Below are 23682 nucleotides of genomic sequence, written 5' to 3'. Positions count from 1 at the left end.
CATTTACATAGGGCGTTTCTTGATCAGAAATCAGGAGGTGAAGTCTGCATGTTGATCGCAGAAGTAAGCAAAAAATTCGAACTATCTCAGGATACACTCCGCTATTATGAACGCATCGGACTTATTCCGCGTGTGAACCGTAATAAAAGTGGCATCAGAGATTACACGGAAGAAGATTGCAGATGGGTTGAATATATTAAATGTATGCGAGAAAAGAACTCCTAATAGAGCAGCGCAAGCAGCTCATTGCAAAAATGAAAGATATGAACAACGTATTGGAACGCATGGATTATAAAATTACAAGCTATGAACAGACAATAGGTGAAAAAAAACATCTAATTTAACCCCTGCGTGCTTTACGGGACAATAGGTTCCCCAAGGACTGAACACCTTGTACAAACAAGACTAGAATGATGACGGTAATCAGCATAACCAGCGTATCAAAACGTTGATAGCCATATGCGATCGCCAGATCGCCAATTCCGCCTCCGCCGACCGCACCAGCCATAGCAGTAGCACCAATCAGACCAATGGCTGCTGTCGTTAACGACAAAATCAGAGAACTGAATGCCTCAGGAAGCAAAAAGTATCGAATGACCTGGAACGGGGTCGCCCCCATCGCATCTGCTGCCTCCAATATCCCCGGATTCACCTCCAACAGCGAGTTTTCGACCAGCCTTCCGATATATGGCGCAATATATATAATCAAGGGGACAATTGCCGCGCTGGTCCCAATGGATGTATGCACAATCAGACGGGTTAACGGAATGATCGCAATCAGCAAGATAATAAACGGTAAGGAACGAACAATGTTAATGATCGGATTCAAAATATTGTGCAGCCATTTGTTCTCCAGAATTCCGCCCGGGCGTGTGATGACGAGTAAAATACCGATAGGGATACCGATCAGGGCGCCAATGAATAAGGATATGCTGACCATGAGCACGGATTCATACAAAGCTTCCCACAGTTGATCCCAGGTTATCGTGGTTCCTGTAATCATCATAGACTCTCTACCTCCTGAATGTGGACTCCTTTGCTCTTGATAAAATCAACAGCCTGCTGAATGGAATGCTGCCCACCACGCAGTTGGATTGTCATATAGCCAATCGTCGTTTCTTGAATCTCCGTCATATTGGCAAACAAAATGTTCACATGGATATCATGCTGCCGAATTAATTCATGAACCACCGGATCAGAAGCAACCTGTCCTATAAATTCCAGCTTGTAAATCCGCTGTGATTCTTGCTGTTCGAACGTTTGTAGCACACTCTCGGGTACTGCATCGTGAATGACCGTGCGTACAAAGCTCTGCGTCGTTGGGTGCTGCGGCTGTCCGAATACCTCCAGGACATTGCCCTGCTCGATGATTTCCCCTTTTTCCATTACGGCAACCTTGTTGCAAATTCGCTGAATCACCGACATCTCATGGGTAATGATCAATATGGTGATCTTGTATTCCTTGTTGATTTTGCGAAGCAAGTCGAGAATAGACTGCGTGGTCTGCGGATCAAGTGCCGAGGTCGCCTCATCACAGAGCAAAATGGACGGGTTGCTCGCAAGCGCCCGTGCAATCCCGACACGTTGCTTTTGTCCGCCGGAAAGCTCGTTGGGATAGCTGTTCGCCTTGTCCGACAATCCTATGAACGCCAAAAGCTCTTTCACACGCCCCTCTATTTCGCGTTTGTTGCGCTTAAGCAGCACCAACGGAATTGCAATGTTGTCGAACACCGTTTTTGATTCCAGCAGATTAAAATGCTGAAAAATCATTCCAATCTTCTTCCTTACCTTCCGCAGTCCAGAGGTCGAATAGGTATATAACTGCTCCCCTTCAACAAGAACCTCTCCGCTGGTTACTTTCTCAAGACGATTGACCAAACGGATTAGCGTACTTTTCCCTGCGCCACTGAATCCGATAAATCCGAAGATGTCCCCTTTATCCACTTTGATATTTATATTTTTTAACGCTTCAATACTTAGGCCTTTTCTCACGTAGGTTTTAGATACATTCCTAAGTTCAATCATGAGTCCTAACTCCTTCCGTTCTTACAAGTATGTAAGATATTCTGAGCTGATGCTTTTCTTCGGCATAAACGATCGAATTAAATCCGAGTATTCTAGTGAGTTTTATAAAGTATACTACTTCGATTTAATATTCATGTCAATATGAGTTTTACATTCGGTCAAAGCATGTCCTTGCATAAATCAGTACGATATTGCAGATGGTATGAAATATGTCGAAGCATACACACCTTACCCGAACGGGACGAAAGCGGAGGAAAATAGATGAAGCGAATATTTACCTTGTGGCTATGCATTGCAGTAACGGGTATGTTGGCAGTTACGGCGGAACCCGCATGGGCTACTCAGACTGTTGACGGACAGCCTTATCATTTTGGGTTTAAAAAAAGTAAAGGAGGGGAGCTGCCTTCCATCGCACAAGAAGGCTTTATGCACCTGATCGAAAGACAAGGTGGCATCTTTCTGGGGGATACGACTAAAAAAGAATTATTTCTCACTTTCGACAACGGCTATGAGAATGGGTATACTCCGAAAGTGCTGGATGTATTGAAGGCCAAAAAGGTTCCGGCCGCCTTCTTTGTGACGGGGCATTTTGTAAAAGACCAGCCAGCTTTGATGCGACGCATGGCGAGTGAGGGCCATATTATCGGCAACCATTCATGGAGCCATCCTGATATGAGCACCATTTCTTCGGCAGAGATCCGGTCTGAGCTGGATCGGGTACGAAATGCATCGGCAGAGCTAACCGGGCAAAAAGAAATGAAATATGTCCGGCCGCCTCGCGGCATTTTTAGTGAAAAAGCATTGGCTTCCTGTCGAGAAGCCGGATATACGAGCGTATTCTGGTCTGTGGCTTACAAGGACTGGGACACAAAAATTCAGCAAGGAACGGACTATGCCTATCGTCAAGTCATGCAGCAGCTCCACCCTGGAGCGGTCATTTTGCTCCATTCCGTATCCAAGGATAATGCCGAGGCGCTTGCTTCTATCATCGACGAGGCTCGCAAGCAAGGGTATGAGTTTAAAAGTCTAGACGACCTTAAGGTGAAACATTATCACTAAAAAGTAACTACATTTAATGAGACCATATCATAATGAGCCCGATCCACACCTGCCCATGGTAGCCAGTGTGGATTGGGCTTTTTAGTTTACTCCAAGGAAGGGAAGGCTCTATGGGCCTTCCCTTCCTTTTACCATTCTAAAGATAGCAAAGCCTAATGCATGGTTAGCTTATACACTCTGGCTTCATAAGGCCGCAGCTTCAAGGCATGCAGTTGTTCCCCTTGTACCGGTTCGTAGTTGGAGAGAAGTAGTTCCGCCTTGGCGGCAGGAAGCTCCTCACCTTCGGGCCAGTGGAACACCGGATCACGGTCAAAGAAATTCAAAATGACCAGCAAACGCTCTTTTCCCAACATACGAGTGAATACATACAGCTCTGTATCCAGTGGCAACAGAAGCTTGTATTCGCCATAGACTATGACCTCATGTTGTTTGCGCAGAGCAATCAACTTACGATAATAGTGGAAAATCGAGCCTGGATTATTTCTTTCAGCCTCTGCATTAATGTGTGTGTAGTTATCGTTAATCTTCATCCACGGCTCTCCATCGGTAAATCCGGCCGCAGGACCAGCATCCCACTGCATAGGAGTGCGTGCATTATCCCGGCTTTTTCGCCAGATTGCCGCCATAATCTGCTCCTCCGGCTCACCAATCTTTCGTTGCTGCTCATAATAGTTTAACGTTTCCACATCCCGATAATCATCAATCGACGGGAATGCAATATTCGTCATCCCAATTTCCTCACCCTGATAAATATAAGGCGTACCCTCAAGCATATGTGTGAAGGTTGCCAGCATTTTGGCGGATTCCACACGATATTGTCCATCATTCGCAAATCTGGAGAGAGCCCGAGGTTGATCATGATTGTTGAGATAATTGGCATTCCATCCTTCCTGATGAAGCACTGTCTGCCAACTGCTCATTATTTTTTTCAGCTCCACCAGCGTCCATGGCTTGGATTTCCATTTTTCCGTCCCTAGCCCTTGTGCATCAATAAACATGTGTTCAAACTGGAAGACCATATTCAATTCATGCCGCTGGTCTCCCACATAATCAAGCGCCTGTTCCGGTCCTAAGCCAGACGTTTCGCCAACTGTCATTAAGGGATAACATTCCAGCACCTTTTCATTCAGCATCCGTAGAAGCACATGTACCTGTTCCAGATTGGAAAAGAGCTGATAAGCCCGTACCAAGGTTCGTTTGTCGGGATTATCGGCATCCGGCAGCCCTTCGGCTTTGACAATATGGGCAATAGCGTCAAAACGGAAGCCATCGACTCCCTTTTTCAGCCACCATTCCACCATGCGGTAGAGCTCGCCCACCATCTCTTCATTTTCCCAGTTCAGATCCGGCTGATGCTCGGAATATAGATGCATGTAATATTCGTCTGTAAGCTTGTCATATTTCCACACTGAGCCAGAAAAATACGATTCCCAGTTGTTCGGATATCCGCCATTTTTGCCTGTTCGCCATATGTAGTAGTCCCGCTTCGGATTATCCTTGGACGAGCGTGACTCCGTAAACCACGGATGCTCATCCGATGTATGGTTTAATACCAAATCCATCATGATTTTGATACCTCGTTCATGCGCCTGGTGAAGCAGTTCGTCAAAATCCTCCATTGTTCCAAACTCATCCATAATGGCATAATAATCGCTAATATCATATCCATTATCGTGATTGGGCGATTTATATACCGGACAAATCCAGATAACATCAATACCCAGTTCACACAAATAATCCAGCCTGGACAAAATGCCTCGCAAGTCCCCTTTACCGTCTCCGTCAGAATCCTGAAAACTGATCGGGTAAATCTGATATACAACGGCTTCCTTCCACCATATTTTTTTAGGCATGTTTCCCTCCTGTAGCTTCTCTGTACATCCAATAGCTTATGCTCTTAACATACACGCAATACCTGGCTGCGAATCGTTGGTAATTGGGAACAAGAGTCTTGTAAGCTTGCTTCGACGCATTAGCAGAACCGCTATAATCTGCGGAGGTTTATTTTAAAAAAATATTTTGTAAAACAGGTTGTATAAATGGATCTGGCGTTACCTATATTTATGAACTGCCCATATACATGTACCCAAAGCGGTGCCACTTTTGAATAAAAGGAGGAATTTACATGAACCATCGATCCAAGGAGCCAAAGGATCTGATTGTGGAAACTGCCGTGATCCCGCCCAACATCCATGTGGATGTGGAGTCAGCCACTGAGGGCGGAACACGCCGCCTGATGCTTAGCGATAACCCGGAGACGCTTACCCATGTGACGGTACCTACCGAGCAAGCCACCCTGTGGCATGACATGGTTCGCTCGACAACCCGAACAGTCAAACATCGCATTTTCGGCTGGCATTATAACAAAATCGACAGCCCTGTTAAACTGGGCATCACTGTAGAGAACAGGAGCGCTGCTAAACTGGAAGTACGCCATATTGAACGCGCTCTTAAGATTGTGCCTGAGGACGGCAACTGGATTATTGATGTCGGGCAGTCTATTGCCAAAAGCTGTTTGGCGGGTACGATGGAACGTGTGAAGCCAGCAGACCGTCATAAATTCGGCAAAGGCACCGCTCTGCTGGAGGAATTTGAGCTGCCCGAGGGATCGCTGGCCGGATTCATCTATGACCTTACCGTAGAATTTGCTGAAGGCCACGGTACGCTGGATTATGTGATTCGCACCGTGATCAGCAAGGACACGCAGACCGATCTGCGCCAGATTCATATGGATGCGCTTCCTCCCGTACCTCCACCACAGGCGCATCCACGAGGGGTGTGGTCCTTTTCCGAAACGAATGCGCGGATGCCAGAGTACGTGGTGGGACAGAGCGCAAACTATCGGGCGTGTGCCACCAAAAAGCTGAACGGTGAGGCTCCTGCCGATCTGCTGTTTACCGGGGCACGCAGCGAGCTGGGGCCTGCGCTAGATAATCGCGGACAATTCGGAACCATATACAACGCGACCATTCCCATCGTTAACGACAGTGACGAGGTACGTATCGTCAGAATCTACGCGAATCCACGTGGGGGCGCGTTCGCCGGGGCTGTACGCGTGGATGATCGTGTATATGGTATCCCTTTGCTACGAGATAATACCAAGGTATGCCGATTGGCTGATATCAGCGTTCCCCCCGGCAGATCCAGCTATTCTCTCAGCTTCATGGTTGCAGGTAGCGCAACTACGCCGCTAGGTCTGTACGTCATTACACTATAGCTGTGCTCACGATGACTGGATGAGCGAACGTGGGGCCAAAATGTTACGGGATATGGTCTCCTCTATAGTAAATGGAGCTGTCCCAAAGTGGTTTTAAACTTTATTGGACAGTCACGCTTCATCATTAGTATAAAAAAGCGCGAGTGCAAGGGTTATTCCCCCCCCTGTAGCTCGCGCCTTTTGGTTCATGCTCACCCATTTGAGCAGGTTATGTTCAAGCGAAGGCACGTAGTCCTCTTCGCCGCCATACCCGGCATCGGCGATGACCATACCCGGTCACCCGGTTTGTGTCAGAATAAATATCGCTCTATTTGAACCGCTGGACCTGCCTCGAAGGCATAATGGTCAACTCTGGAATATTGACATGCTCCGGCTGCTCTAGTGCATAAAGGGCAGCTTCTGCAACATCATCGGGATGCAGCGGCAAAACGCTCGAAGCAAACGCCCGAATTTCCTGCTCGGGATATCCGGCCACCTGCGAAAACTCCGTCGCCACCGCCCCGGGGTGAATCGCAGTTACACGAATTCCTTGCGTACTGGTCTCCAAACGCAATGCAGAGGCTATGGCGCTAACGCCGTACTTGGTAGCGCTGTATAGTCCTCCTCCGGCAACCACTTCCTTCGCTGCAATAGAGGAGACAATGACAACATCCCCCTTGGCCTGTTCCCTCATTGGCTGAAGTCCGTACTTCAGTGTCAGGACAAGACCGTGCACATTCGTCTTGTAAAGCTCCTCCCAGCGTTCCAGTTCCACCTCTGCCAGCGGACTTCGATACCCGAAGCCGGCATTGGCAACGATAATGTCAAGCCGCCCCCAGCGTTCAAGAATGGCGTGGACCGCCTGCTGTATGTCTTCAGCCTTTTGGATATCGGCAGGTATTGCCATGACCTCATACAATTCCTCTTGGTGCAAGTCGCGAACCAATTCATCCAATCGCTCCTGACGGCGCGCCAATACAGCTACATACGCGCCACGCTTTGCCAGTTTTTTTGCAATCGATGCCCCAATGCCGCTGCTTGCGCCTGTTACCAAAGCTACTTTCCCGGCCAGGCTTTCCTTCGCTTTCCAGGATAATTTCAACTCATCCAATATCATGTTAAACCCTCCCCAAGCTTATTTGGTTAAAAGCACTCGATGAACACCCTGGCTGCCTCCAGGAGCTGTACCTATATATAAATATCCGTCATGGTTTACAGCCGTGGTTACCCCATAAAGCGAGCCTTCAGGATCATGCCAGCTTCCGATGAATTTACCCTGCGGATTAAGCTCCACAGCAAGTCCATGCTTCACAGGTGCGCTTGCACCGCTGAGCAGCGATTGAGGCAATTTGGCCATCATTCCAGCCAGCCACGGGCTTCCATGCATCTGATCTACAAAGGGAATACGTGTCGTGAAGAGACCGACCCAGAAATGGCCTTGATCATCACGCGTAATGTTATCCGGAAAACCGGCGAGATTATCCGCAAAAATATCCGAAGTCCCCTTCTTCGGCCCTTTGAGCCAGTATCGGGTCAATTGGTAGTGATACGACTCTGCCACAAGTACAAAATCTTCGTCCGCAGACAAGGCAACCCCGTTCGCAAAATAAAGGCCTTCCAACAGAACTGTCGTCTGCTTGGTCGCCGGATCATATTTCAGCAAACGTCCATGCGGCTTGTTCTCGGCGATTTCTTTGAAGACTACACTGCCATAATTGGAGGTGTCAGAAAAATAAATAGTACCATCTTTGGCAATATCCAGTTCGTTGGCCAAATAGATCGGTGTGTCGTCGACTTGATTGGCCAACACCGTCACGTTTCTGGAAGGATCTACCGACAGTAGCCCCTTCTTAACATCCGTAACGATCAGATTTCCACTTGCGTCAAACATAAGTCCATTGGGCGTTCCTTTGGTATCTGCATATAGCTGGGCCTTTTGCGGATTGCCCTTTGTATCAAAGGCAACCTTATAAATTTTCCCGTTGGAGTCTCCCGTATATAAATTTCCTTCCTTGTCAAAGGTGATAAATTCCGGAAACTTAGGGGCATCTGTAACAAGCTCGGCGGAGCTGAGTTTGTTGTTTTGTTGCCATGGACCCGCTTGTTCAAAAGAGGGGGCCGAAGGTGCAAGCCATTTTGCAGGCTGTACAGGGGAAGGGATGAGCATAAAAATAACCACTCCCAGAAGGATTACCGACAGCAGCGATAATCCGGTTCTGCGTACCCATTTACGCGGTTTCTTATTCTTTCTTTCTTGAGAATCTTTGACAGATAAATCAGGTTTACTGGGCATTAGAGTGCCTCCTATGTAATGTGAATAATATTTCAGCATTTTGCATAATTCAATTCCCAACGCTCGAAAGTACACTATATAGACGAACTAAACCGTTTCGATCTATATAGTGCTGATTTGAAATTGCTCTTGGGATTTATGCAAAATGCTCATTTATATTTGAACGACGATTTTACCGAAATACTGTTTTCCTTCAGCCAAAAGTGCGAAGGCTTCGCCGATTCGGCTGAGCGGGAATACCCGGTCGATGACAGGATGTAAACGATGGCGGGAAATGGCACGATTCATGTTTTCGAAATGTTCCCGGTTACCAACCTGGCTGCCGCGAATCGTCGCAGCCTTCTGCAAAATGCTGGTGACATCGAACTCAGGAATGGTCAAGCCCGATAAGAATCCGACCATGCTCACAGTCCCTCCAGTACGAAGTGCATTGATGGATTGCGCCATTGTTGCCGCTCCCCCTACATCCAGAACATGGTCGACTCCGCCGCCTGTCAGCTCCAGAGCTACCTTATCCCACTCTGGAACCTCCGAATAGTTGATTGTCTGCCATGCGCCGAGAGCCTTTGCCCGTTCCAGCTTGTCATTGCTGCTCGATGTGATAATTACCCGTGCTCCCGCCATCAGAGAGAATTGAAGCCCAAAGATGGAAACACCGCCTGTTCCTTGCAAGAGCACCGTATCTCCCGCTCGTAGCCCACCGGATTCCATCAGCATGCTCCATGCGGTTAATGCCGCAATCGGCAAAGTGGAAGCCTCCTCCCAAGATAGATGATCCGGAATGGCGACGACCCCTTCTTCATGCAGAACGATATATTCAGCCGCCACTCCACTGAGCGGGCCTCCCAGACTGTCCTTTAAGACCTCCGCTCTCGTGCTCCCGCCAATGAATTTCTGTTGTAAATTTGCCGCTACCCTTTGTCCAACCTGAAATTTTGTCACCCCTTCGCCCACAGCTACAATTTCACCCGCTCCATCGGATAACGGAATGAAGGGAAATTGAATGCCGATCGGCATGACTCCGTTGATAACTACCAAATCACGGTAATTGAGGGACGCTGCCCTTATGCGGATCAGAACTTCCAGCCGTCCAGGCACCGGTGTGTCAAGTTCCGTCAAGGTTAACTCTTCAAAGCCAAAACCGTTTTTCAGTTGCACTGCTTTCATTTTGGTTGTCCTCCCTGTATTGTTAAACCTTTTACCTAATATAGATACATCGTATCACCAAGGAAACAATGTTTCCTATATAGTACACTGTATCCAATTGTCTTCAAAACGTCAATCTTTACTTTTAAAAAAAACGGTCGTAAACTGCTTCCGGGCTTTTAACGTCCCTTACCAAGTAAAATTGGAGACTGGATGGCTTTGCTTGCCAGAGCTTGTTCAGGTGGGCAAGCATGACCAAAAAACGCGAGTTGCAGGGGTGAAATAACCTCTGCACTCGCGTTTTTTACATTAATGCTTATACGACAGCCTTATTTAAGCTCCAATTTTTATAAACTACATCTACTTAAATTTGTTCCTGACTATATTACGCTGCTAAGCATAAAATTGGAGGGCGGACCAGGCTCCGGCTTGCCAAACAAATAACCCTGAGCCAGTGACACACCTGCTTCACGACAAAATTCAAAATCCTCTATCTGCTCTACTCCTTCAGCCAACACTTGGCCTCCAAAACGAAAAGCCGATTCTACAATTCCTGTGATTTGCCGCTTCTGATTACTGTTACTATGACAGCCGTCAATTATACTACGGTCAATTTTGACATAATCCGGCTGAAGGCAATTCATAAGCTCTGTCGTAGAATAGCCTGCCCCCACATCGTCCAGGGCAACTGAAACTCCTCGATTACGATACTGCTCAAAGATATGATGCAAAAAATTAAGGTCGTCTATCTCTTCCGTTTCTACGACCTCAAATACAAAATCCTTCGTACTCATGGATAACCGATCAATCGTCTCAAAGGTGTGATTCAAGCAATAAGCCGGATTATAAATGGTGGAAGGGAGAAAGTTAATAAAACGTTTAATCCCCGCCGGAAGGCATGTTGCACTTTTTTCAATAGCGGAAAAACGAGCCGAGCGATCCAGATGAGCATGCAAGCCAGCTTCACGGGCGACTTCAAACAGTCGGAAAGGCTGAAAGGGTCTCTCTGCATGTGACGGACGCAGCAAAAACTCAAACCCGATAATATCCAGCTTGTGGTCAACAATAGGCTGCATATGGCTGGAAAAACTTTGATCCTTAATAATACTCACGATATCCGGATGTTGCAGTCTGGCTTGCAATTGACTAAATAAAAGCCAGTCCTCATATCCTTCGACATGATGCAAGCCAGTCACCACAACTTGTATATGGTTCAAGTATTCCTGCGGCAGACGAGCCAGTCCGTTAACCAGCTGTTCCAACTCTGAACGGCTCTCATAGCGAAACTCTATGCCGCCCTCACGCTCATGTTGCTGCTTCATTTGTTCCGATAGCATACCCAAACCATCTAATGCTGGAGTAAGCGACACCCTGGAATACCTAATTCTAAGCAATCCTTGATCCTTTATAGGTAATATGATGCTGCAATTGCTGCATGTCATAATGGTCCTCCTCGGAACAATTTTCCGGTTTTTTCACCATTATATCACAAATAACTAGAACAAAAGTACTATATAATTACGTTTTTTTACAAAAAAGCAGCTTTTTTTAACGATAACTTAGGACTTAAGTACATATTCGACAAAAACAAAACCTTTTTACACTCATAATAATTCGGGGCTGTTTTTTGATATTAAAAAAAGCAGCAAATCTCTTGGTTAAAGAGACTTGCTGCTTCATTCTGATATCAAACGAAAACTAAAATTCGAAGTTATTTGGATGCCTTTGGCTTTGTTGTTTTAGCTGGTTTAACAACCGCCGGTTTGGTCGTTTTAACAGCTGGCTTTGCTGTTGCTTTCGCGGGAGCCACAGCTTCCTTTACAGAAGTCGTTGCTGTACTAGGCTTAGCGCCAGCTTTTAAGCTGTATTTGGCAAAACCGTCTGCCGCGCTGCTCAAGTATGAAATTTGTTGATTGCCTGCCAGCACGTCTTTGGCATCAGGAGAGGACTCGAAAGTAACCTTTGCCTGACCAAAAGAAGCAATAGACCAGTTGCCATCCGCCGATGGATTAATCGTTCCGTTCGTACGGATATAGTCAACAACGACTTGACGACTTTCATCCGGTGCTGCCATCACAATTCGTTTGCCATCTGGGTTGGCCAGTTTGGATGAGGAAGCACGATAGTTATTGGTGGCTACGATAAATTTCTGTGCAGGATCTATAGCCTTTCCATTGTATTGCAGATCCTTGATACGATGCGCTGAAGAATCAATAATAGTTCCCTTGGCATCATACCGTGCAGGCTGCGTTACATCAATCTGATAATTCACACCATCAATGACATCAAAATTGTAGGTTGGGAAATCCTTGTTGATCAGCGATTGCTCCTCAGTTTGCTTTGGATCAATACGGTTGAACTGACCCGCAGACCACTCCAGCCATTCCTGAATTTCAGCACCGGTCACTTCTACAGCATGAACCGTGTTCGGGTACACATACAGGTCGGACACGTTTTTAATCGCTACCGTACCTTCAGGAATATTAGTGTAATACTCGGCTCCGTTTCGACCGCCGGCCTTGAATGGAGCGCCTGCCGACAATACTGGAAGATTTTCGTATTCAGTTCCTTTGAGATGGTTTTGAACATACCATTTCTGTGCATTCGTCACAATTTGAATGGAAGGGTCGTCCTGCACTAATGCAAAATAGCTGGTAATTGGCGCCGTCGTTGTTCCTACAGGCTGGCGAATATAATCCAGCGTTCCTTGATGCTCTTCTTTAATCGCATCTATCAGTTTAAATTCAGGGATAAACTGCACAGTCTGATTAGTAGTGCTCACAACCGGACGCACTTGAGATTGAGAGTTAGTTACGTTCCACTCGCGATTTCTCTTTTCTAGGCTCAGGTCAATGATACCCAGATCCTTGCCCCATGAGGAAGCTTCCACGGCCGGTACGCCATTAATGGTTCCCTTATCCAGATCTACACCCTTCATATCTTTAAAATCAGGGCCAGGGAAAGATTTATGAGCATGCCCAAACAGAATAGCGTTAATTCCGTCCACCTGGCTTAAATATTTAACAGCATTCTCCATCATTGGCGTTTGCGGCACATCCTCATAACCGGTGTGCGCAAGCACAATAATAATGTCAGCACCATCTGTTTTCATTTGAGGAATAAACTTTTTCGCCGTTTCCACAATATCTTTCGTAACGACTTTATCCTTCAAATTGGCTTCATCCCACTGCATAATTTGAGGTGTGACCAGGCCGATCACACCCACTCTGAGTGTATGCTCTTCGCCCTTCTCGTCCGTTACTGTTTTATCAAGAATTCGATAAGGGGTAAAATAATTTTTAGTAGCTTGGCCCCCTTTATCAACATAAACGTTCGCATTTACATAAGGAAAATCAGCACCCTTGAGCGATTTGTCCAGAAAGTCGAGACCGTAGTTGAATTCATGGTTGCCCACTGTAGCTGCATCATAGCCCATCAAGTTCATCATCTTGTAGACCGGATGGACACCGCCTTCTTTCTCAAAGGTTTTGTTGCGGGCCATATAATCGCCTAATGGGTTGCCCTGCAGCAAATCACCATTATCGAACAGCATACTGTTTCTTGTTTCACTACGTGCCTTCTGGATCAAACTAGCTGTACTAACCAAGCCATATTCGTTGGTTTCTTTGTCCGAATAGTAATCGTAGTTCATCAGGGACGCGTGAATATCCGTTGTTTCCATGATCCGCAAATTCACCGTAGCGCTATCACGAGAATCAATAGCTGCCCAGGATGGAGCGGCTGAAAACACCAGCATGCTACAAGCTACAACTGCTGCTGTAAACCCTTTAAACCAATTTTTACGTAATAACAAAATATACCCCTCCTCATTAAGGTGTATGCCTCATATACATACTTTTGCACATATATGTAAGCCTTGAACCCACCATTTCTATTTTAATCCAACGCCAGACAAAAGAGTAGTCATTTACTTAAAATTATTTATGAAAAAATAATTAATTTTCTCAAAAACAAAAAAACCAGCAAACCTCCTGAAAAACTTGGAGATTTACTGGCTTATCCATTTATATTCGTATTATTTCTTCCACACCTGGCGCTCCATTTGCTGACCCACATACTCAATGCGAGTCGGATTCACGTCCAGAATGACATAATCGGGATCGTCCGGTCCGGAAAACCACTCCTTCAAGGAGTCGTTCCACACTTGTTTGCGTAGCCCCTCATCAGCTGTAATTTGGACGGTAGCCTCCACTTCAACAACTTCCTTCGTACCGCCAACCTCATAACCCAGCAGCAGATAAGCATTCGGATTGTCCTTTAGCTCATCCACTTTATGCGTTTTGCGATCTGTCGCCAGATGAATGTTCATTCCATCGTTAAAAAGGGCCATATAGCGTACTTTCGGTTTGCCACCCTCTACCGTACCTAACGTACAAAATTTGTTGTTATCCAAAGCCTTCACAATGGCTTGTTCCAGTTGGTTGCGATCCAATGTTTCCGTTTTACCCACAGTACAACAACTCCTTTTCACGAATTAGAATTCTCTACGGCCATGCCATTGGGCACCAGCCCATCTGAACCTACCTGCGCAGCTGTTCTGAAAATAACATGACCGGATCGAATCGGATTGATTCATACTCATTTTCAGATCAAAGCTCACAGTAAAAGTGTACCCTGTCGTTCGGCAAATGAACCGTCATCTCTCCCTTCATGCTGGACAGACCCGCATTCAAAGCATATAATCGTCGTAGTAAACCCGAATAAATGAACCCATTAAACCATACAATGCCAGGGGTGCTGGAATCGGCCGGCTGAGAGTGTGTCCCAAGACACTGACCCTTACAACCTGATCTGGGTAATGCCAGCGTAGGAATGCTTAAGCAAGATGTGCCTTCTTTACATAGGACCATCCCTTACTTTGGTATATACAAGCGCAAGCGTCCCGGAAACTCGGGGCGCTTTTTTGTTGAGGATTAAGTTGTTGGAAAGATCGCGTCCGGCAGATGTTATTTTTATGAAAATGGGAAACTTAAGCTGTCTGATTGGATGGATAACGGGTAATCAAAAGGAGAGAACACTAACGATGAAGCGCATGAAAATATTAAGCCTGGGACTGATCAGTCTGTGGCTCATGGCCCTGACCCTGACCGCTTGCGGTGGAAGTCCCCCTACATCCCAAGAAGCAGCTTCCGCTACCGACACTCAAACGTCTACTCCGGCAAAGGGGCTCAAAGATGTTAAAATCGTGCTCGACTGGACACCCAATACGAATCATACGGGACTCTATGTCGCCAAGGACAAAGGATTTTACGAAAAAGCAGGTTTGAATGTCCAAATTGTTCAACCTGGTTCAGGCGGAGCCGATCAAATGGTTGCTTCTAATGCTGCACCTTTTGGTATCAGCTACCAAGAAGGCGTCACACAGGCCCGCACGCAAGGTGTGCCGCTTGTATCCATCGCTGCGGTGATTCAGCATAATACCTCAGGCTTCGCAGCCCCGGTAGATCGCGGAATTAAAAGCCCGAAAGATTTTGAAGGTAAAAAATACGGCGGTTGGGGCTCTCCCGTAGAAGAAGCGGTCATGAAATCCATCATGGATTCAGACAAAGGCGATGTGAGCAAAGTGAAGATCGTCAACATGGGCAATGCAGACTATTTTACAGCCGTGAAGCGGGATATCGACTTTGCCTGGATTTTCTACGCATGGACCGGAATCGAGGCCCAACTTCGAGATGAGCCATTGGATATGCTGTATGTAAAAGATTATTCCAAAAGCCTCGACTACTATACGCCTGTAATTGTGAGCAACGAACAGACGATAAAAAATGATCCCGAGCTGGTCAAAGCGTTCATGGACGCTACCGCCCAAGGCTATGAATACACTATCGCCCATCCGGAAGAAGCCGCGGACATCTTAAGCAAAGCTGTACCGGAGCTGGATAAAAAACTGGTACTTGCCAGCCAAAAATGGCTAAGCCCACGTTATCAGGATGATGCCGCGCAATGGGGCGTGCAAAAAGCGGAGGTATGGCAAAACTATTCGGACTGGATGTACGAACGCAAGCTGCTCAGCAAGCCTTTGGAAGTCGATAAGGCCTTCACAAACGACTTCTTGCCCAAGCGCTGACCATTTGTTAAAACGCTAAATAAGACTGAACTAGACAAGTGAACGAAGCGCCACTACGCAGTCGGATGATGCTTCCCATCGCTGTTGTACCCAGATTTCTTAATAAAAACTTATGATTAGTGTAGAAATCCGGGGAGGTTATGCTTCCGAAGCGAGCTTTCCTACGGAAAGCTTTTAAAGCGAACGCTAACGCTTGTACAGCACCATTCCGCCCACTTCGTTCTCGTTCAACTTGGTTTATTCTTTAGTTTCATATTATCTAAGCGCTAAGTAGGTGCGCTTGTGTGTTAAAAATGCCGCACAAACCAGCTTTAAAAATAGGGTGCTTTTAAGGCGGGCAGCAGCGGAGCGGTTCATTTGAATCTGGAGAAGCGGAGCGTTCGCCTTTGCAGGGGAATTCTTACCTTTGAAAACTTAAATAATCCAAGAATCCCCCTGCAACAGCGATCGTAAGACCAAATGAAACGCGAAGCGGTCTCAAACGCCTTAAACCACCCTATTTTCTCTAAAACACTCCAAATGAAGGACAGGTGAATTTGCATGGCTAATACACTGCTCAGTATTCAAGTAATCCCTAAAACTCCTAATAACGAGGACTCTTACCCGTATGTAGATAAGGCGATTGAGGTCATTCAGCGCTCCGGTGTCAAACATCAGGTGAACCCATTGGATACGACCATGGAGGGCGAGCTCGACGAGTTGCTGAAAGTGGTTAAAGAAATGCATGAGGCTTTGACGGAAGCGGGCAGTCCCAGCGTCATTTCACAGATCAAAATCGCACATAACCCACAAGGCATCAGCATGAACAAGCTGACCGAGAAATATCGCCCATGAATCCGAAAGGCAAGAACGCATCCTGGTGGAAAAGCGTATGGCCGCCCCTTGTGGCGGTCCTCTTCTTTTTAGCAGCCTGGCAGGGGGCGGTTTCCTATTTACATATTGAATCCTGGCTACTGCCAGCTCCATCCCTCATCGTACAGGAGGGCATGGCCCAGGCGGCGCTGCTTGGTGCCCATACATGGGCTACAATTCGCCTGACACTTGTGGGATTCGCTATAGGGACAGCAACGGGACTGTTGATCGCCATCGTTCTTCATACCATTCCTTTTCTCAAATCCGCCCTGTATCCGCTGCTTATCCTGAGCCAAAACATTCCGATCATCGCCCTGGGGCCGCTGCTCATGGTGTGGTTTGGTTTTGGCATGCTGCCCAAGCTGATGGTCATTACCTTAGTATGCTTTTTTCCCGTGGCTGTAGCGACCATGGACGGGCTGACACGGACGGACCGTATGATGATGAACTATATGCAGATGTCGGGTGCCGGTCGCATGGCTATTTTTATGAAGCTGGAGTTGCCACACTCGTTGCCGCAAGTATTCTCCGGCATCAAGATTGCTGCCACCTACAGTGTGATGGGCGCAATTATTGCCGAATGGATTGGTGCGAGCGAAGGAATCGGATATTATATGCTGCTGCAAAAATCGGCCTATCGCACGGACCTCATTTTTGCCGCCATCGGCATCATTGTCGCGCTCAGTTTACTGATGTTTGTCATCATAGTACTACTGGAAAAATGGCTGGTTCGCTGGAAACCGGATCAGGAATAGCTTCCTCCTTGAATTAAATACAGCAAAGAAAGGACGTGGCACATATGAGTCTGGATCCGACTGACTTATCATCACACAACGTGGCTAATGAACAACGAGCCGGGGACCAGCAGAGTCCTTCGACTGCCCCTTCTGCTCTGGAATTGGACGGGATCAGCCTCGCCTTCCGCGAAAAGCGAAGCTTACTGCCCGTGCTGCAGGATGTATCCCTCACAGTCAAGCCGGGAGAATTCGTTTCTCTCATCGGTCCGTCAGGCAGCGGCAAAAGTACGCTGTTTCACATCATCGGCGGGCTACTCAAACCACAGCAGGGACGTATCCGTATGCACGGACGAGACATGACTGGTGAACGTGGGCATATCAGCTATATGCCACAGCAGTCCGCCCTTTTCCCGTGGCGCACCACGCTGGATAATGTACTGCTTGGGCAGGAAAATGCTCCACGTAAAAATACAGCAGTCCCCCCTCAGTACGCCAGTGAACGCGAACGTCGCAAAGAAGCCCTGCAATGGCTCGAGCAGGTTGGACTAGGCAAATTCGCCAAGGCGTATCCACATACGCTGTCTGGTGGAATGCAACAGCGTGCAGCCTTTCTTCGCGCACTGCTCAGCCCGCAGGAATTAATGCTGCTGGATGAGCCGTTCAGCGCACTCGACGCGCTGACACGTGCAGATATGCAGCAATGGTTATTGCGGATGTGGGAGAAGAACCGCCGCTCTGTGCTGTTCATTACCCACAGCATTGAAGAAGCGTTGCTGCTCTCCGACCGCATTTATGTGCTGTCAGCGCGACCTGCTTCGGTGGTGCATGTCGTAGATGTCCCTTTTCCCCGCCCGCGTAGGGAAGAAATCACCCTCGATCCACTCTTTATTGAATGGAAGCGAACCATGACCGGCTGGATGCGTGAGGAAAAGTACAAACTGGACGGCGACATGGACAATGCTCAGAGCGTTCACAAGAATATCCCGGAAGATGGATTGAATCGGCATGAGTGACGTAAAAGTTCGATGTGCATCGAAATGGAACAGCCAAACAAAGCTAGGCTTGGATTTGACCACAACAAGACCCGCTCCATTAATCGACGCGCACATTCATGTAGACAGCTACCCGCCCGAACAACAGAAGCTATTGCTCGCTTCACTTGCTGATAGCAGCGTCCAAGCTGTGATAGCCGTGTCGATGCATCTGGACTCCAGCCGAGCCAATCTACGGTTAGCCGAGCGTTACCCTGGGCTAGTACGGCCAGCCTTTGGCTTTCATCCCGAACAGGCCCTTCCACCGCAAACTGAGCTTGACCTCTTGTTCGACTGGATGGACGAACATGTACAGCAGATGGTCGCCGTGGGTGAAGTCGGCTTACCCTATTACAATCGGCTAGAAGCCTCGCAGAGCGGTTCACCTTTTGACCTCGCTCCCTACATAGTGCTACTGGAGCGTTTCATCCAGTTTGCAAGCAAGCATAGCAAGCCCATTGTCCTGCACGCCGTTTATGAAGACGCAGACATCGCCTGTGACCTTCTGGAACGTCACGGCGTCATGCAGGCGCATTTTCACTGGTTTAAAGGCTCTGCCGCCACGACCGAACGTATCGCCCGGAACGGCTATTATGTCTCCTTCACACCGGATCTCCTGTACGAAGAAGAGATCCGCAGTTTGGCAAGACAGTATCCGTCTGATCAGATCATGGCAGAGACAGACGGTCCCTGGCCGTTCGAGGGTCCTTTTACCGGACAACAGACACATCCCCGGATGACTGCCGACGTCATTCGCGCGTACAGCAAGCTGACCCAGCAAGATGAATCTGCCGTCCATCAATTATTTTATGAAAATACGAGACGCTTTTACTCACTATCTGATGGATAAAGGTATACCAGCTGTTTACTGACTGGAAGGTTTACAACCACAACATGCAACCAAAGCAAAGAACCTCCTTATTTACGCGGAACTTCATCATACGTAAATAAGGAGGTTCTTGTATTTTCAAACGTATATAGCTCAAATGTACTTGTATTTTGCAGAGTTTTTTGTCGCTACTCAAATTTTATTGCTTCAGGAAACCCTTCTGTTCCAAAAATGGCTTCAACTGCAAGCGTGCTGGCTCGGTCAATCTTCCGGCCATTTGCTCAGACCATGGCGTAGAGCGTTGACCGCCCGTACGTTCCTTCAAATATTCCGCTGATGTGTGATCGTATACCTCTACAGCTTTCATCGTCTGATTTTTGTCGTAGCCGTTCATATGCAAAACACCGGACAGCGGAAGGCGTGGACGCAAGCCCGTTTCCTGATCCGGTACACCAATACACATACCGAATACTGGATACACCAGCTCTGGCAACTCTAACAACTCAGACACCTCTGCTATGTTAGTACGAATGCCGCCAATGTAGACGATGCCCAAGCCCAGTGATTCAGCGGCTACCGCTGCATTTTGTGCAGCTAACGCGGCATCAATGGTCGCAACCGTATAATTTTCAACGGACCCCTCATAGGAAGGCTGACCTGGCTGATGGTGGAGCGTGACCTGTTTCAAGCGATACAGGTCTGCGCACCATACCAAAAACGCAGGGCATTGCTCAACGTAAGCCTGCCCTCCTGCCAACTCCGCCAGTTTTGTTTTCAAAGAAGGCTCGGTAACGGCGATAACGGTATATGCCTGCACATTGCTGGACGAGGAAGCCATTTGGCCAGCTGCCACAATAGCTGCGAGCTGCTCGTCGGTAATGGGGTCTGACTTGAATTTTCGCACAGACCGGTGATTCATCAACAAGGAAATCGTATCATTCATGACTGCTTCACTCCTAATCCATAATATAAGCTCTTTATCTACTTCAAGCTGTGAGTATACGAAGAAGTTCTTGCATGCTTGCATGGCACTCCTACAAATATTATGGAACTTTCGCGAATGATAAGCAACCTGACGTAATGAAAGTTGATGGTTTTAAAAAACCAAACACAACAAAAAGCAAGCACGCAGAGAAACCAACCAATTGCGCGTACTTGCTCTATACTCTGATTAATAACTTTATCTCGAAACAGAAATCCGACAGTACGTTATCCTGCCGATACATCCATACACTTACAGCTTTACTCGTTGGAGACGCAGCGCATTCAGCACAACTGAAACAGAGCTAAATGCCATGGCCGCTCCCGCCAACCATGGGGCAAGGAAGCCCAAAGCAGCTATCGGAATACCGATCACGTTATACCCGAGCGCCCAAAACAGATTTTGCCGTATGTTTGTCATGGTCCGGCGGCTCATTTCAATCGCGTCAGGAATACTGTTCAGGTTGCCGCGCATGAGGGTAATATCCGCCGCCTCCATGGCCACATCCGTTCCCGTGCCCATCGCCATCCCAATATTAGCAGTAGCCAGCGCAGGCGCATCGTTAATACCATCCCCAACCATAGCTACGATCATGCCCTGTTCCTGAAGTCGTTTCACTTCTTCAGCCTTTCCTTCAGGCAATACCTCCGCCAGCACTCGTTCAATTCCAGCCTCGGCGGCAACAGCCCGCGCAGTCCGTTCATTGTCACCCGTAATCATGATGACTTCAATGTTCATCGCCCGCAGACGGGCAACGGCCTCCCGTGACGTTTCTTTAATCGTGTCCGCCACGGCCACCAGTCCGGCATAGGAACCGTCCACAGCGACCAGCATCGCGGTTTTCCCTGCGTTTTCCAGATCATTCATATACTGCTCAGCTAAGTCATCTATTGCGATGCCTTCCCTGCTCATCAATCGGCGTGTACCGGCCAATACCTGTTTACCTTCCACATGTGCCTTCACACCATAACCCGGAATATTTTCAAAATCTGTCGGTCCTACCAGCTCAATGCCTCGATCTGCAATCCCCTTTACAATGGCTTCCGCCAGCGGATGCTCCGAGCTTTTTTCTGCCGCACCGAGCAACCGCAGCAGATCCTTTTCAGCCATGCCGCTTGCTCCAACCATAACATCCGTCAGCTCGGGCTTGCCATTCGTAACCGTACCTGTCTTATCCAACACCACTGCGTTGACTGAACGGGTCATCTCCAAATGCTCGCCGCCCTTGAACAGAATACCATATTCAGCGGCACGTCCCGATCCTGCCATAATGGACGTTGGAGTTGCCAATCCGAGCGCACAAGGGCAAGCAATGACGAGAACTGCAATCATTTTCTCCAGTGAGCCTGCAAAATCAGTCGGCGTCACAAGGAAAAACCAGACGATAAAGGCCAACACAGCGATAGCAACAACAATGGGGACAAAAATACCGGAAATCTGATCCGCAATCCGCTGAATGGGAGCCTTGGAGCTTTGCGCATCTTCCACGACCTTAATAATACGGGACAACGCCGTATCACCACCCACACGCTCAGCCTGGATACGTAGAACCCCGTTTTTATTGAGCGTCGCCCCTGTAACTGCGGAACCAGCTTCTTTTTCAACCGGAAGACTCTCACCACTTAACATGGATTCGTCCACTGCCGAACGTCCGTCTACGACCACACCATCGACAGGAATTTTCTCGCCGGGTCGTACAATAAAGATATCCTTCACACGTACCTGTTCAATCGGAATATCAAGCTCTTGCCCATCACGTACTACACGTGCCGTTGTCGCCTGTAGACTCATCAGGCTCTTGATCGCCTCGGACGAACGCCCTTTGGCTACCGCTTCGAACCATTTACCAACCAAAATAAGCGTAATTAGCACCGCGCTTGTCTCGTAATACAGTTCCGGCATGGTCATGACAGGCATTCCCGCCATCCCCTCCATAACATCAGCCGGACGCAGAGTAAGGTACAAGCTGTAAAAATAAGCCGCAGACGTACCCAGTGCAACTAACACATCCATATTCGAACTGCCGTTACGAAGCGCTTTGTACGCGCCCACATAAAACTGCCAACCAATGACGAACTGAATCGGCGTTGTCAGCACTAGTTGGAACCATGGATTCAAGAACAGTTCTGGCACATAAATCCATGATGTAAAGGAAAAATGAGCCACCATCGCCCACAACAACGGCAACGACAGTACTGCGGACACAATCCACTTCCATTTTTTACGCTGAATATCCTTACTTCGCACATCCGCAATGTTGTCCTCTGCGCTCTGCGGGATCGCTCCGTAGCCCAGCTGTTCGATCTTGCTCACCAGATCACCGACCGCAATACTCCCCGCGGCATATTCCACATGAGCTGTTTCCATCGCCAAATTTACCGTGGCGCCTGTTACACCCGGCATCCGGTTCAATCCCTTTTCAATCCGGGTTGCACAGGCCGCGCAAGTCATACCCGTTACATTCAGATTGGCTTCTTCACTTACAGTTCCAAACCCAAGAGAAGCAATTTTGTCGCGAAACTCAGGGATCTCCACCTGCTTGGGATCATAGGATATCGACGCCTGCTCCAAAGCCAAATTCACATTAGCCTGTGCCACACCATCTATTCGCTTTAAACCTTTCTCAATACGGCTTGCGCAGGCAGCACAGGACATCCCTGTAATGTGAAGCGTTGTCTGCTTGTCACCGTCGGTCGCACGGTTTTCCATGGCCATCCTCCTCCCATACCCCAGTGGGGTATATTATATCCAAAAAGAAAAAGCTTCTAATATGGAAGCTTCCTCTTCGAAACAAGTTTTTTCACACATAAAGCTTCAGCTTAAACAACATCATAGCCTTGGTCTTCAATGGCTGTTTTCAGCGCCTCGACGTTCAGCTTGGACTCGTCATATTCTACATTCACTTGTTTCGTTTCGAGGCTGACCTTGCCGGTAGCGCCAACTTTCTCCAAAGCTCCTTCTACTGCCTTCACGCAATGATTGCAGCTCATGCCTTCTACATTCAATGTAACTTGTGCCATTTTCTTTTCCTCCTCTGGGGTACTTCCGTACCCATAATGTGTATGAATACTACTCTTAACGGATTAGCTTTTTGACCGTAACCAGCAGCTCGTCAATCACTTCCTGCTCTCCTGCCTGCATGCGCTCAATGACACAGCTTTTCATATGCCCTTCCAGCAGCAGCTTACCGACACCATTCAGCGCGGACTGGACAGCCGCAATCTGGTTCAGTACATCGTCACAGTAGGTATCCTTCTCAATCAAGCCTTTAATTCCGCGAACCTGACCTTCAATGCGGTTCAACCGGGATACGAGGCTGTTCTTGAACTCTGCCGAATGATGACTTTTTCTAATTGTCTTTTCCCCGTCTGTTCCACAGTGATTCTCATGGACTTCAGTGTGGGAAGCAGATTGCTCCTCAGCCATACATCAGCCTCCTGTGTG

At 47.8% G+C, this 23682-nt stretch carries 21 protein-coding genes, 1 pseudogene and 1 riboswitch; of the genes and pseudogenes, 8 read left to right on the top strand and 14 right to left on the bottom strand.

Annotated features, from left to right (window positions below):
• Positions 1-48: 48 nt before the first annotated feature.
• A pseudogene (locus NSS94_RS02180) lies at positions 49-344 on the top strand (MerR family transcriptional regulator).
• Here NSS94_RS02180 and NSS94_RS02175 read toward each other — a convergent pair.
• Positions 341-1006: a methionine ABC transporter permease gene (locus NSS94_RS02175; RefSeq protein ID WP_029514704.1), complete on the bottom strand. Its 666-nt coding sequence runs from the start codon at positions 1004-1006 to the stop codon at positions 341-343. The pseudogene NSS94_RS02180 and the gene NSS94_RS02175 overlap by 4 nt on opposite strands.
• Positions 1003-2025, bottom strand: coding sequence for a methionine ABC transporter ATP-binding protein (locus NSS94_RS02170; protein ID WP_340953943.1), 1023 nt, complete (start codon positions 2023-2025; stop codon positions 1003-1005). Before NSS94_RS02170 ends, NSS94_RS02175 begins: the two co-directional genes overlap by 4 nt.
• 261 nt (positions 2026-2286) lie before the next feature.
• On the opposite strand from NSS94_RS02170, the gene pdaA reads away from it, so the two are divergent.
• Complete coding sequence (gene pdaA / locus NSS94_RS02165) at positions 2287-3084, top strand: delta-lactam-biosynthetic de-N-acetylase (RefSeq protein ID WP_165147948.1); 798 nt, start codon at positions 2287-2289, stop codon at positions 3082-3084.
• A 152-nt stretch (positions 3085-3236) separates the two neighbouring features.
• On the opposite strand, the gene NSS94_RS02160 is transcribed toward pdaA, so the two are convergent.
• On the bottom strand, positions 3237-4937 hold the full coding sequence (locus NSS94_RS02160; RefSeq protein WP_029514702.1) for a glycoside hydrolase family 13 protein: 1701 nt from the start codon (positions 4935-4937) through the stop codon (positions 3237-3239).
• Positions 4938-5209: 272 nt separating this feature from the next.
• Here NSS94_RS02160 and NSS94_RS02155 point away from each other — a divergent pair, with 272 nt between their 5' ends.
• Positions 5210-6301, top strand: coding sequence for a hypothetical protein (locus tag NSS94_RS02155; protein ID WP_165147945.1), 1092 nt, complete (start codon positions 5210-5212; stop codon positions 6299-6301).
• 111 nt (positions 6302-6412) lie between these two features.
• On the opposite strand, the gene NSS94_RS02150 is transcribed toward NSS94_RS02155, so the two are convergent.
• The 7 genes from NSS94_RS02150 to NSS94_RS02120 all read right to left on the bottom strand — a co-directional run bounded on the left by NSS94_RS02150 (position 6413) and on the right by NSS94_RS02120 (position 14190).
• Positions 6413-6571 carry a hypothetical protein gene (locus NSS94_RS02150; protein WP_341038463.1) on the bottom strand — a complete coding sequence of 53 codons (159 nt, stop codon included), beginning with the start codon at positions 6569-6571 and terminating at the stop codon, positions 6413-6415.
• A 37-nt stretch (positions 6572-6608) separates the two neighbouring features.
• Positions 6609-7397, bottom strand: coding sequence for an SDR family oxidoreductase (locus tag NSS94_RS02145; RefSeq protein WP_029514700.1), 789 nt, complete (start codon positions 7395-7397; stop codon positions 6609-6611).
• An 18-nt stretch (positions 7398-7415) separates the two neighbouring features.
• Positions 7416-8573 carry an SMP-30/gluconolactonase/LRE family protein gene (locus tag NSS94_RS02140; protein WP_341038461.1) on the bottom strand — a complete coding sequence of 386 codons (1158 nt, stop codon included), beginning with the start codon at positions 8571-8573 and terminating at the stop codon, positions 7416-7418.
• A gap of 153 nt (positions 8574-8726) precedes the next feature.
• Positions 8727-9740 carry a zinc-dependent alcohol dehydrogenase family protein gene (locus tag NSS94_RS02135; RefSeq protein WP_029514698.1) on the bottom strand — a complete coding sequence of 338 codons (1014 nt, stop codon included), beginning with the start codon at positions 9738-9740 and terminating at the stop codon, positions 8727-8729.
• Positions 9741-10099: 359 nt separating this feature from the next.
• The gene (locus NSS94_RS02130; RefSeq protein ID WP_341038458.1) at positions 10100-11161 is read right to left on the bottom strand and encodes an EAL domain-containing protein; all 1062 of its coding nucleotides are present in this window, start codon (positions 11159-11161) and stop codon (positions 10100-10102) included.
• 269 nt (positions 11162-11430) lie between these two features.
• Positions 11431-13533, bottom strand: coding sequence for a bifunctional 2',3'-cyclic-nucleotide 2'-phosphodiesterase/3'-nucleotidase (locus tag NSS94_RS02125; protein ID WP_341038456.1), 2103 nt, complete (start codon positions 13531-13533; stop codon positions 11431-11433).
• A 222-nt stretch (positions 13534-13755) separates the two neighbouring features.
• Entirely contained in the window at positions 13756-14190 is a 435-nt protein-coding gene (locus NSS94_RS02120; protein WP_340953933.1) for a pyridoxamine 5'-phosphate oxidase family protein, read from the bottom strand.
• Between the two features lie 270 nt (positions 14191-14460).
• Positions 14461-14570, top strand: a riboswitch (TPP riboswitch).
• Between the two features lie 193 nt (positions 14571-14763).
• On the opposite strand from NSS94_RS02120, the gene NSS94_RS02115 reads away from it, so the two are divergent.
• The 5 genes from NSS94_RS02115 (at position 14764) to NSS94_RS02095 (ending at position 19277) form a co-directional block, all read left to right on the top strand.
• Entirely contained in the window at positions 14764-15807 is a 1044-nt protein-coding gene (locus NSS94_RS02115; protein ID WP_029514694.1) for an ABC transporter substrate-binding protein, read from the top strand.
• 540 nt (positions 15808-16347) lie between these two features.
• Complete coding sequence (locus NSS94_RS02110; protein ID WP_016818835.1) at positions 16348-16641, top strand: MTH1187 family thiamine-binding protein; 294 nt, start codon at positions 16348-16350, stop codon at positions 16639-16641.
• A complete protein-coding gene (locus NSS94_RS02105) occupies positions 16638-17414 on the top strand; it encodes an ABC transporter permease (protein ID WP_341038454.1) in 777 nt (258 codons plus the stop codon). Before NSS94_RS02110 ends, NSS94_RS02105 begins: the two co-directional genes overlap by 4 nt.
• Positions 17415-17458: 44 nt before the next feature.
• Positions 17459-18409, top strand: a complete 951-nt coding sequence (locus NSS94_RS02100) for an ABC transporter ATP-binding protein (RefSeq protein WP_341038453.1) — start codon at positions 17459-17461, stop codon at positions 18407-18409.
• 55 nt (positions 18410-18464) lie between these two features.
• A complete protein-coding gene (locus tag NSS94_RS02095; RefSeq protein WP_341040377.1) occupies positions 18465-19277 on the top strand; it encodes a TatD family hydrolase in 813 nt (270 codons plus the stop codon).
• Positions 19278-19455: 178 nt separating this feature from the next.
• On the opposite strand, the gene nfsA is transcribed toward NSS94_RS02095, so the two are convergent.
• The 4 genes from nfsA to NSS94_RS02075 all read right to left on the bottom strand — a co-directional run bounded on the left by nfsA (position 19456) and on the right by NSS94_RS02075 (position 23664).
• Entirely contained in the window at positions 19456-20199 is a 744-nt protein-coding gene (gene nfsA, locus NSS94_RS02090) for an oxygen-insensitive NADPH nitroreductase (protein ID WP_341038450.1), read from the bottom strand.
• A gap of 291 nt (positions 20200-20490) precedes the next feature.
• Positions 20491-22947, bottom strand: a complete 2457-nt coding sequence (locus NSS94_RS02085) for a heavy metal translocating P-type ATPase (protein WP_341038448.1) — start codon at positions 22945-22947, stop codon at positions 20491-20493.
• A 110-nt stretch (positions 22948-23057) separates the two neighbouring features.
• A complete protein-coding gene (locus NSS94_RS02080; RefSeq protein ID WP_013308457.1) occupies positions 23058-23258 on the bottom strand; it encodes a copper ion binding protein in 201 nt (66 codons plus the stop codon).
• Positions 23259-23313: 55 nt separating this feature from the next.
• Complete coding sequence (locus NSS94_RS02075) at positions 23314-23664, bottom strand: metal-sensitive transcriptional regulator (protein WP_029514687.1); 351 nt, start codon at positions 23662-23664, stop codon at positions 23314-23316.
• Positions 23665-23682 lie beyond the last annotated feature (18 nt).

The sequence above is a fragment of the Paenibacillus sp. FSL L8-0644 genome (assembly GCF_038008165.1).
Classification (GTDB): Bacteria; Bacillota; Bacilli; order Paenibacillales; family Paenibacillaceae; genus Paenibacillus; species Paenibacillus polymyxa_D.
This window is presented reverse-complemented; position numbering and strand designations above follow the sequence as displayed.

Coding starts and splice junctions, on each gene's coding strand:
- NSS94_RS02175 (WP_029514704.1), bottom strand. CDS start 1,006: ATGATGATTACAGGAACCACGATAACCTGGGATCAACTGTGGGAAGCT.
- NSS94_RS02170 (WP_340953943.1), bottom strand. CDS start 2,025: ATGATTGAACTTAGGAATGTATCTAAAACCTACGTGAGAAAAGGCCTA.
- pdaA (WP_165147948.1), top strand. CDS start 2,287: ATGAAGCGAATATTTACCTTGTGGCTATGCATTGCAGTAACGGGTATG.
- NSS94_RS02160 (WP_029514702.1), bottom strand. CDS start 4,937: ATGCCTAAAAAAATATGGTGGAAGGAAGCCGTTGTATATCAGATTTAC.
- NSS94_RS02155 (WP_165147945.1), top strand. CDS start 5,210: ATGAACCATCGATCCAAGGAGCCAAAGGATCTGATTGTGGAAACTGCC.
- NSS94_RS02150 (WP_341038463.1), bottom strand. CDS start 6,571: ATGGTCATCGCCGATGCCGGGTATGGCGGCGAAGAGGACTACGTGCCT.
- NSS94_RS02145 (WP_029514700.1), bottom strand. CDS start 7,397: ATGATATTGGATGAGTTGAAATTATCCTGGAAAGCGAAGGAAAGCCTG.
- NSS94_RS02140 (WP_341038461.1), bottom strand. CDS start 8,573: ATGCCCAGTAAACCTGATTTATCTGTCAAAGATTCTCAAGAAAGAAAG.
- NSS94_RS02135 (WP_029514698.1), bottom strand. CDS start 9,740: ATGAAAGCAGTGCAACTGAAAAACGGTTTTGGCTTTGAAGAGTTAACC.
- NSS94_RS02130 (WP_341038458.1), bottom strand. CDS start 11,161: ATGACATGCAGCAATTGCAGCATCATATTACCTATAAAGGATCAAGGA.
- NSS94_RS02115 (WP_029514694.1), top strand. CDS start 14,764: ATGAAGCGCATGAAAATATTAAGCCTGGGACTGATCAGTCTGTGGCTC.
- NSS94_RS02110 (WP_016818835.1), top strand. CDS start 16,348: ATGGCTAATACACTGCTCAGTATTCAAGTAATCCCTAAAACTCCTAAT.
- NSS94_RS02105 (WP_341038454.1), top strand. CDS start 16,638: ATGAATCCGAAAGGCAAGAACGCATCCTGGTGGAAAAGCGTATGGCCG.
- NSS94_RS02100 (WP_341038453.1), top strand. CDS start 17,459: ATGAGTCTGGATCCGACTGACTTATCATCACACAACGTGGCTAATGAA.
- nfsA (WP_341038450.1), bottom strand. CDS start 20,199: ATGAATGATACGATTTCCTTGTTGATGAATCACCGGTCTGTGCGAAAA.
- NSS94_RS02085 (WP_341038448.1), bottom strand. CDS start 22,947: ATGGAAAACCGTGCGACCGACGGTGACAAGCAGACAACGCTTCACATT.
- NSS94_RS02080 (WP_013308457.1), bottom strand. CDS start 23,258: ATGGCACAAGTTACATTGAATGTAGAAGGCATGAGCTGCAATCATTGC.
- NSS94_RS02075 (WP_029514687.1), bottom strand. CDS start 23,664: ATGGCTGAGGAGCAATCTGCTTCCCACACTGAAGTCCATGAGAATCAC.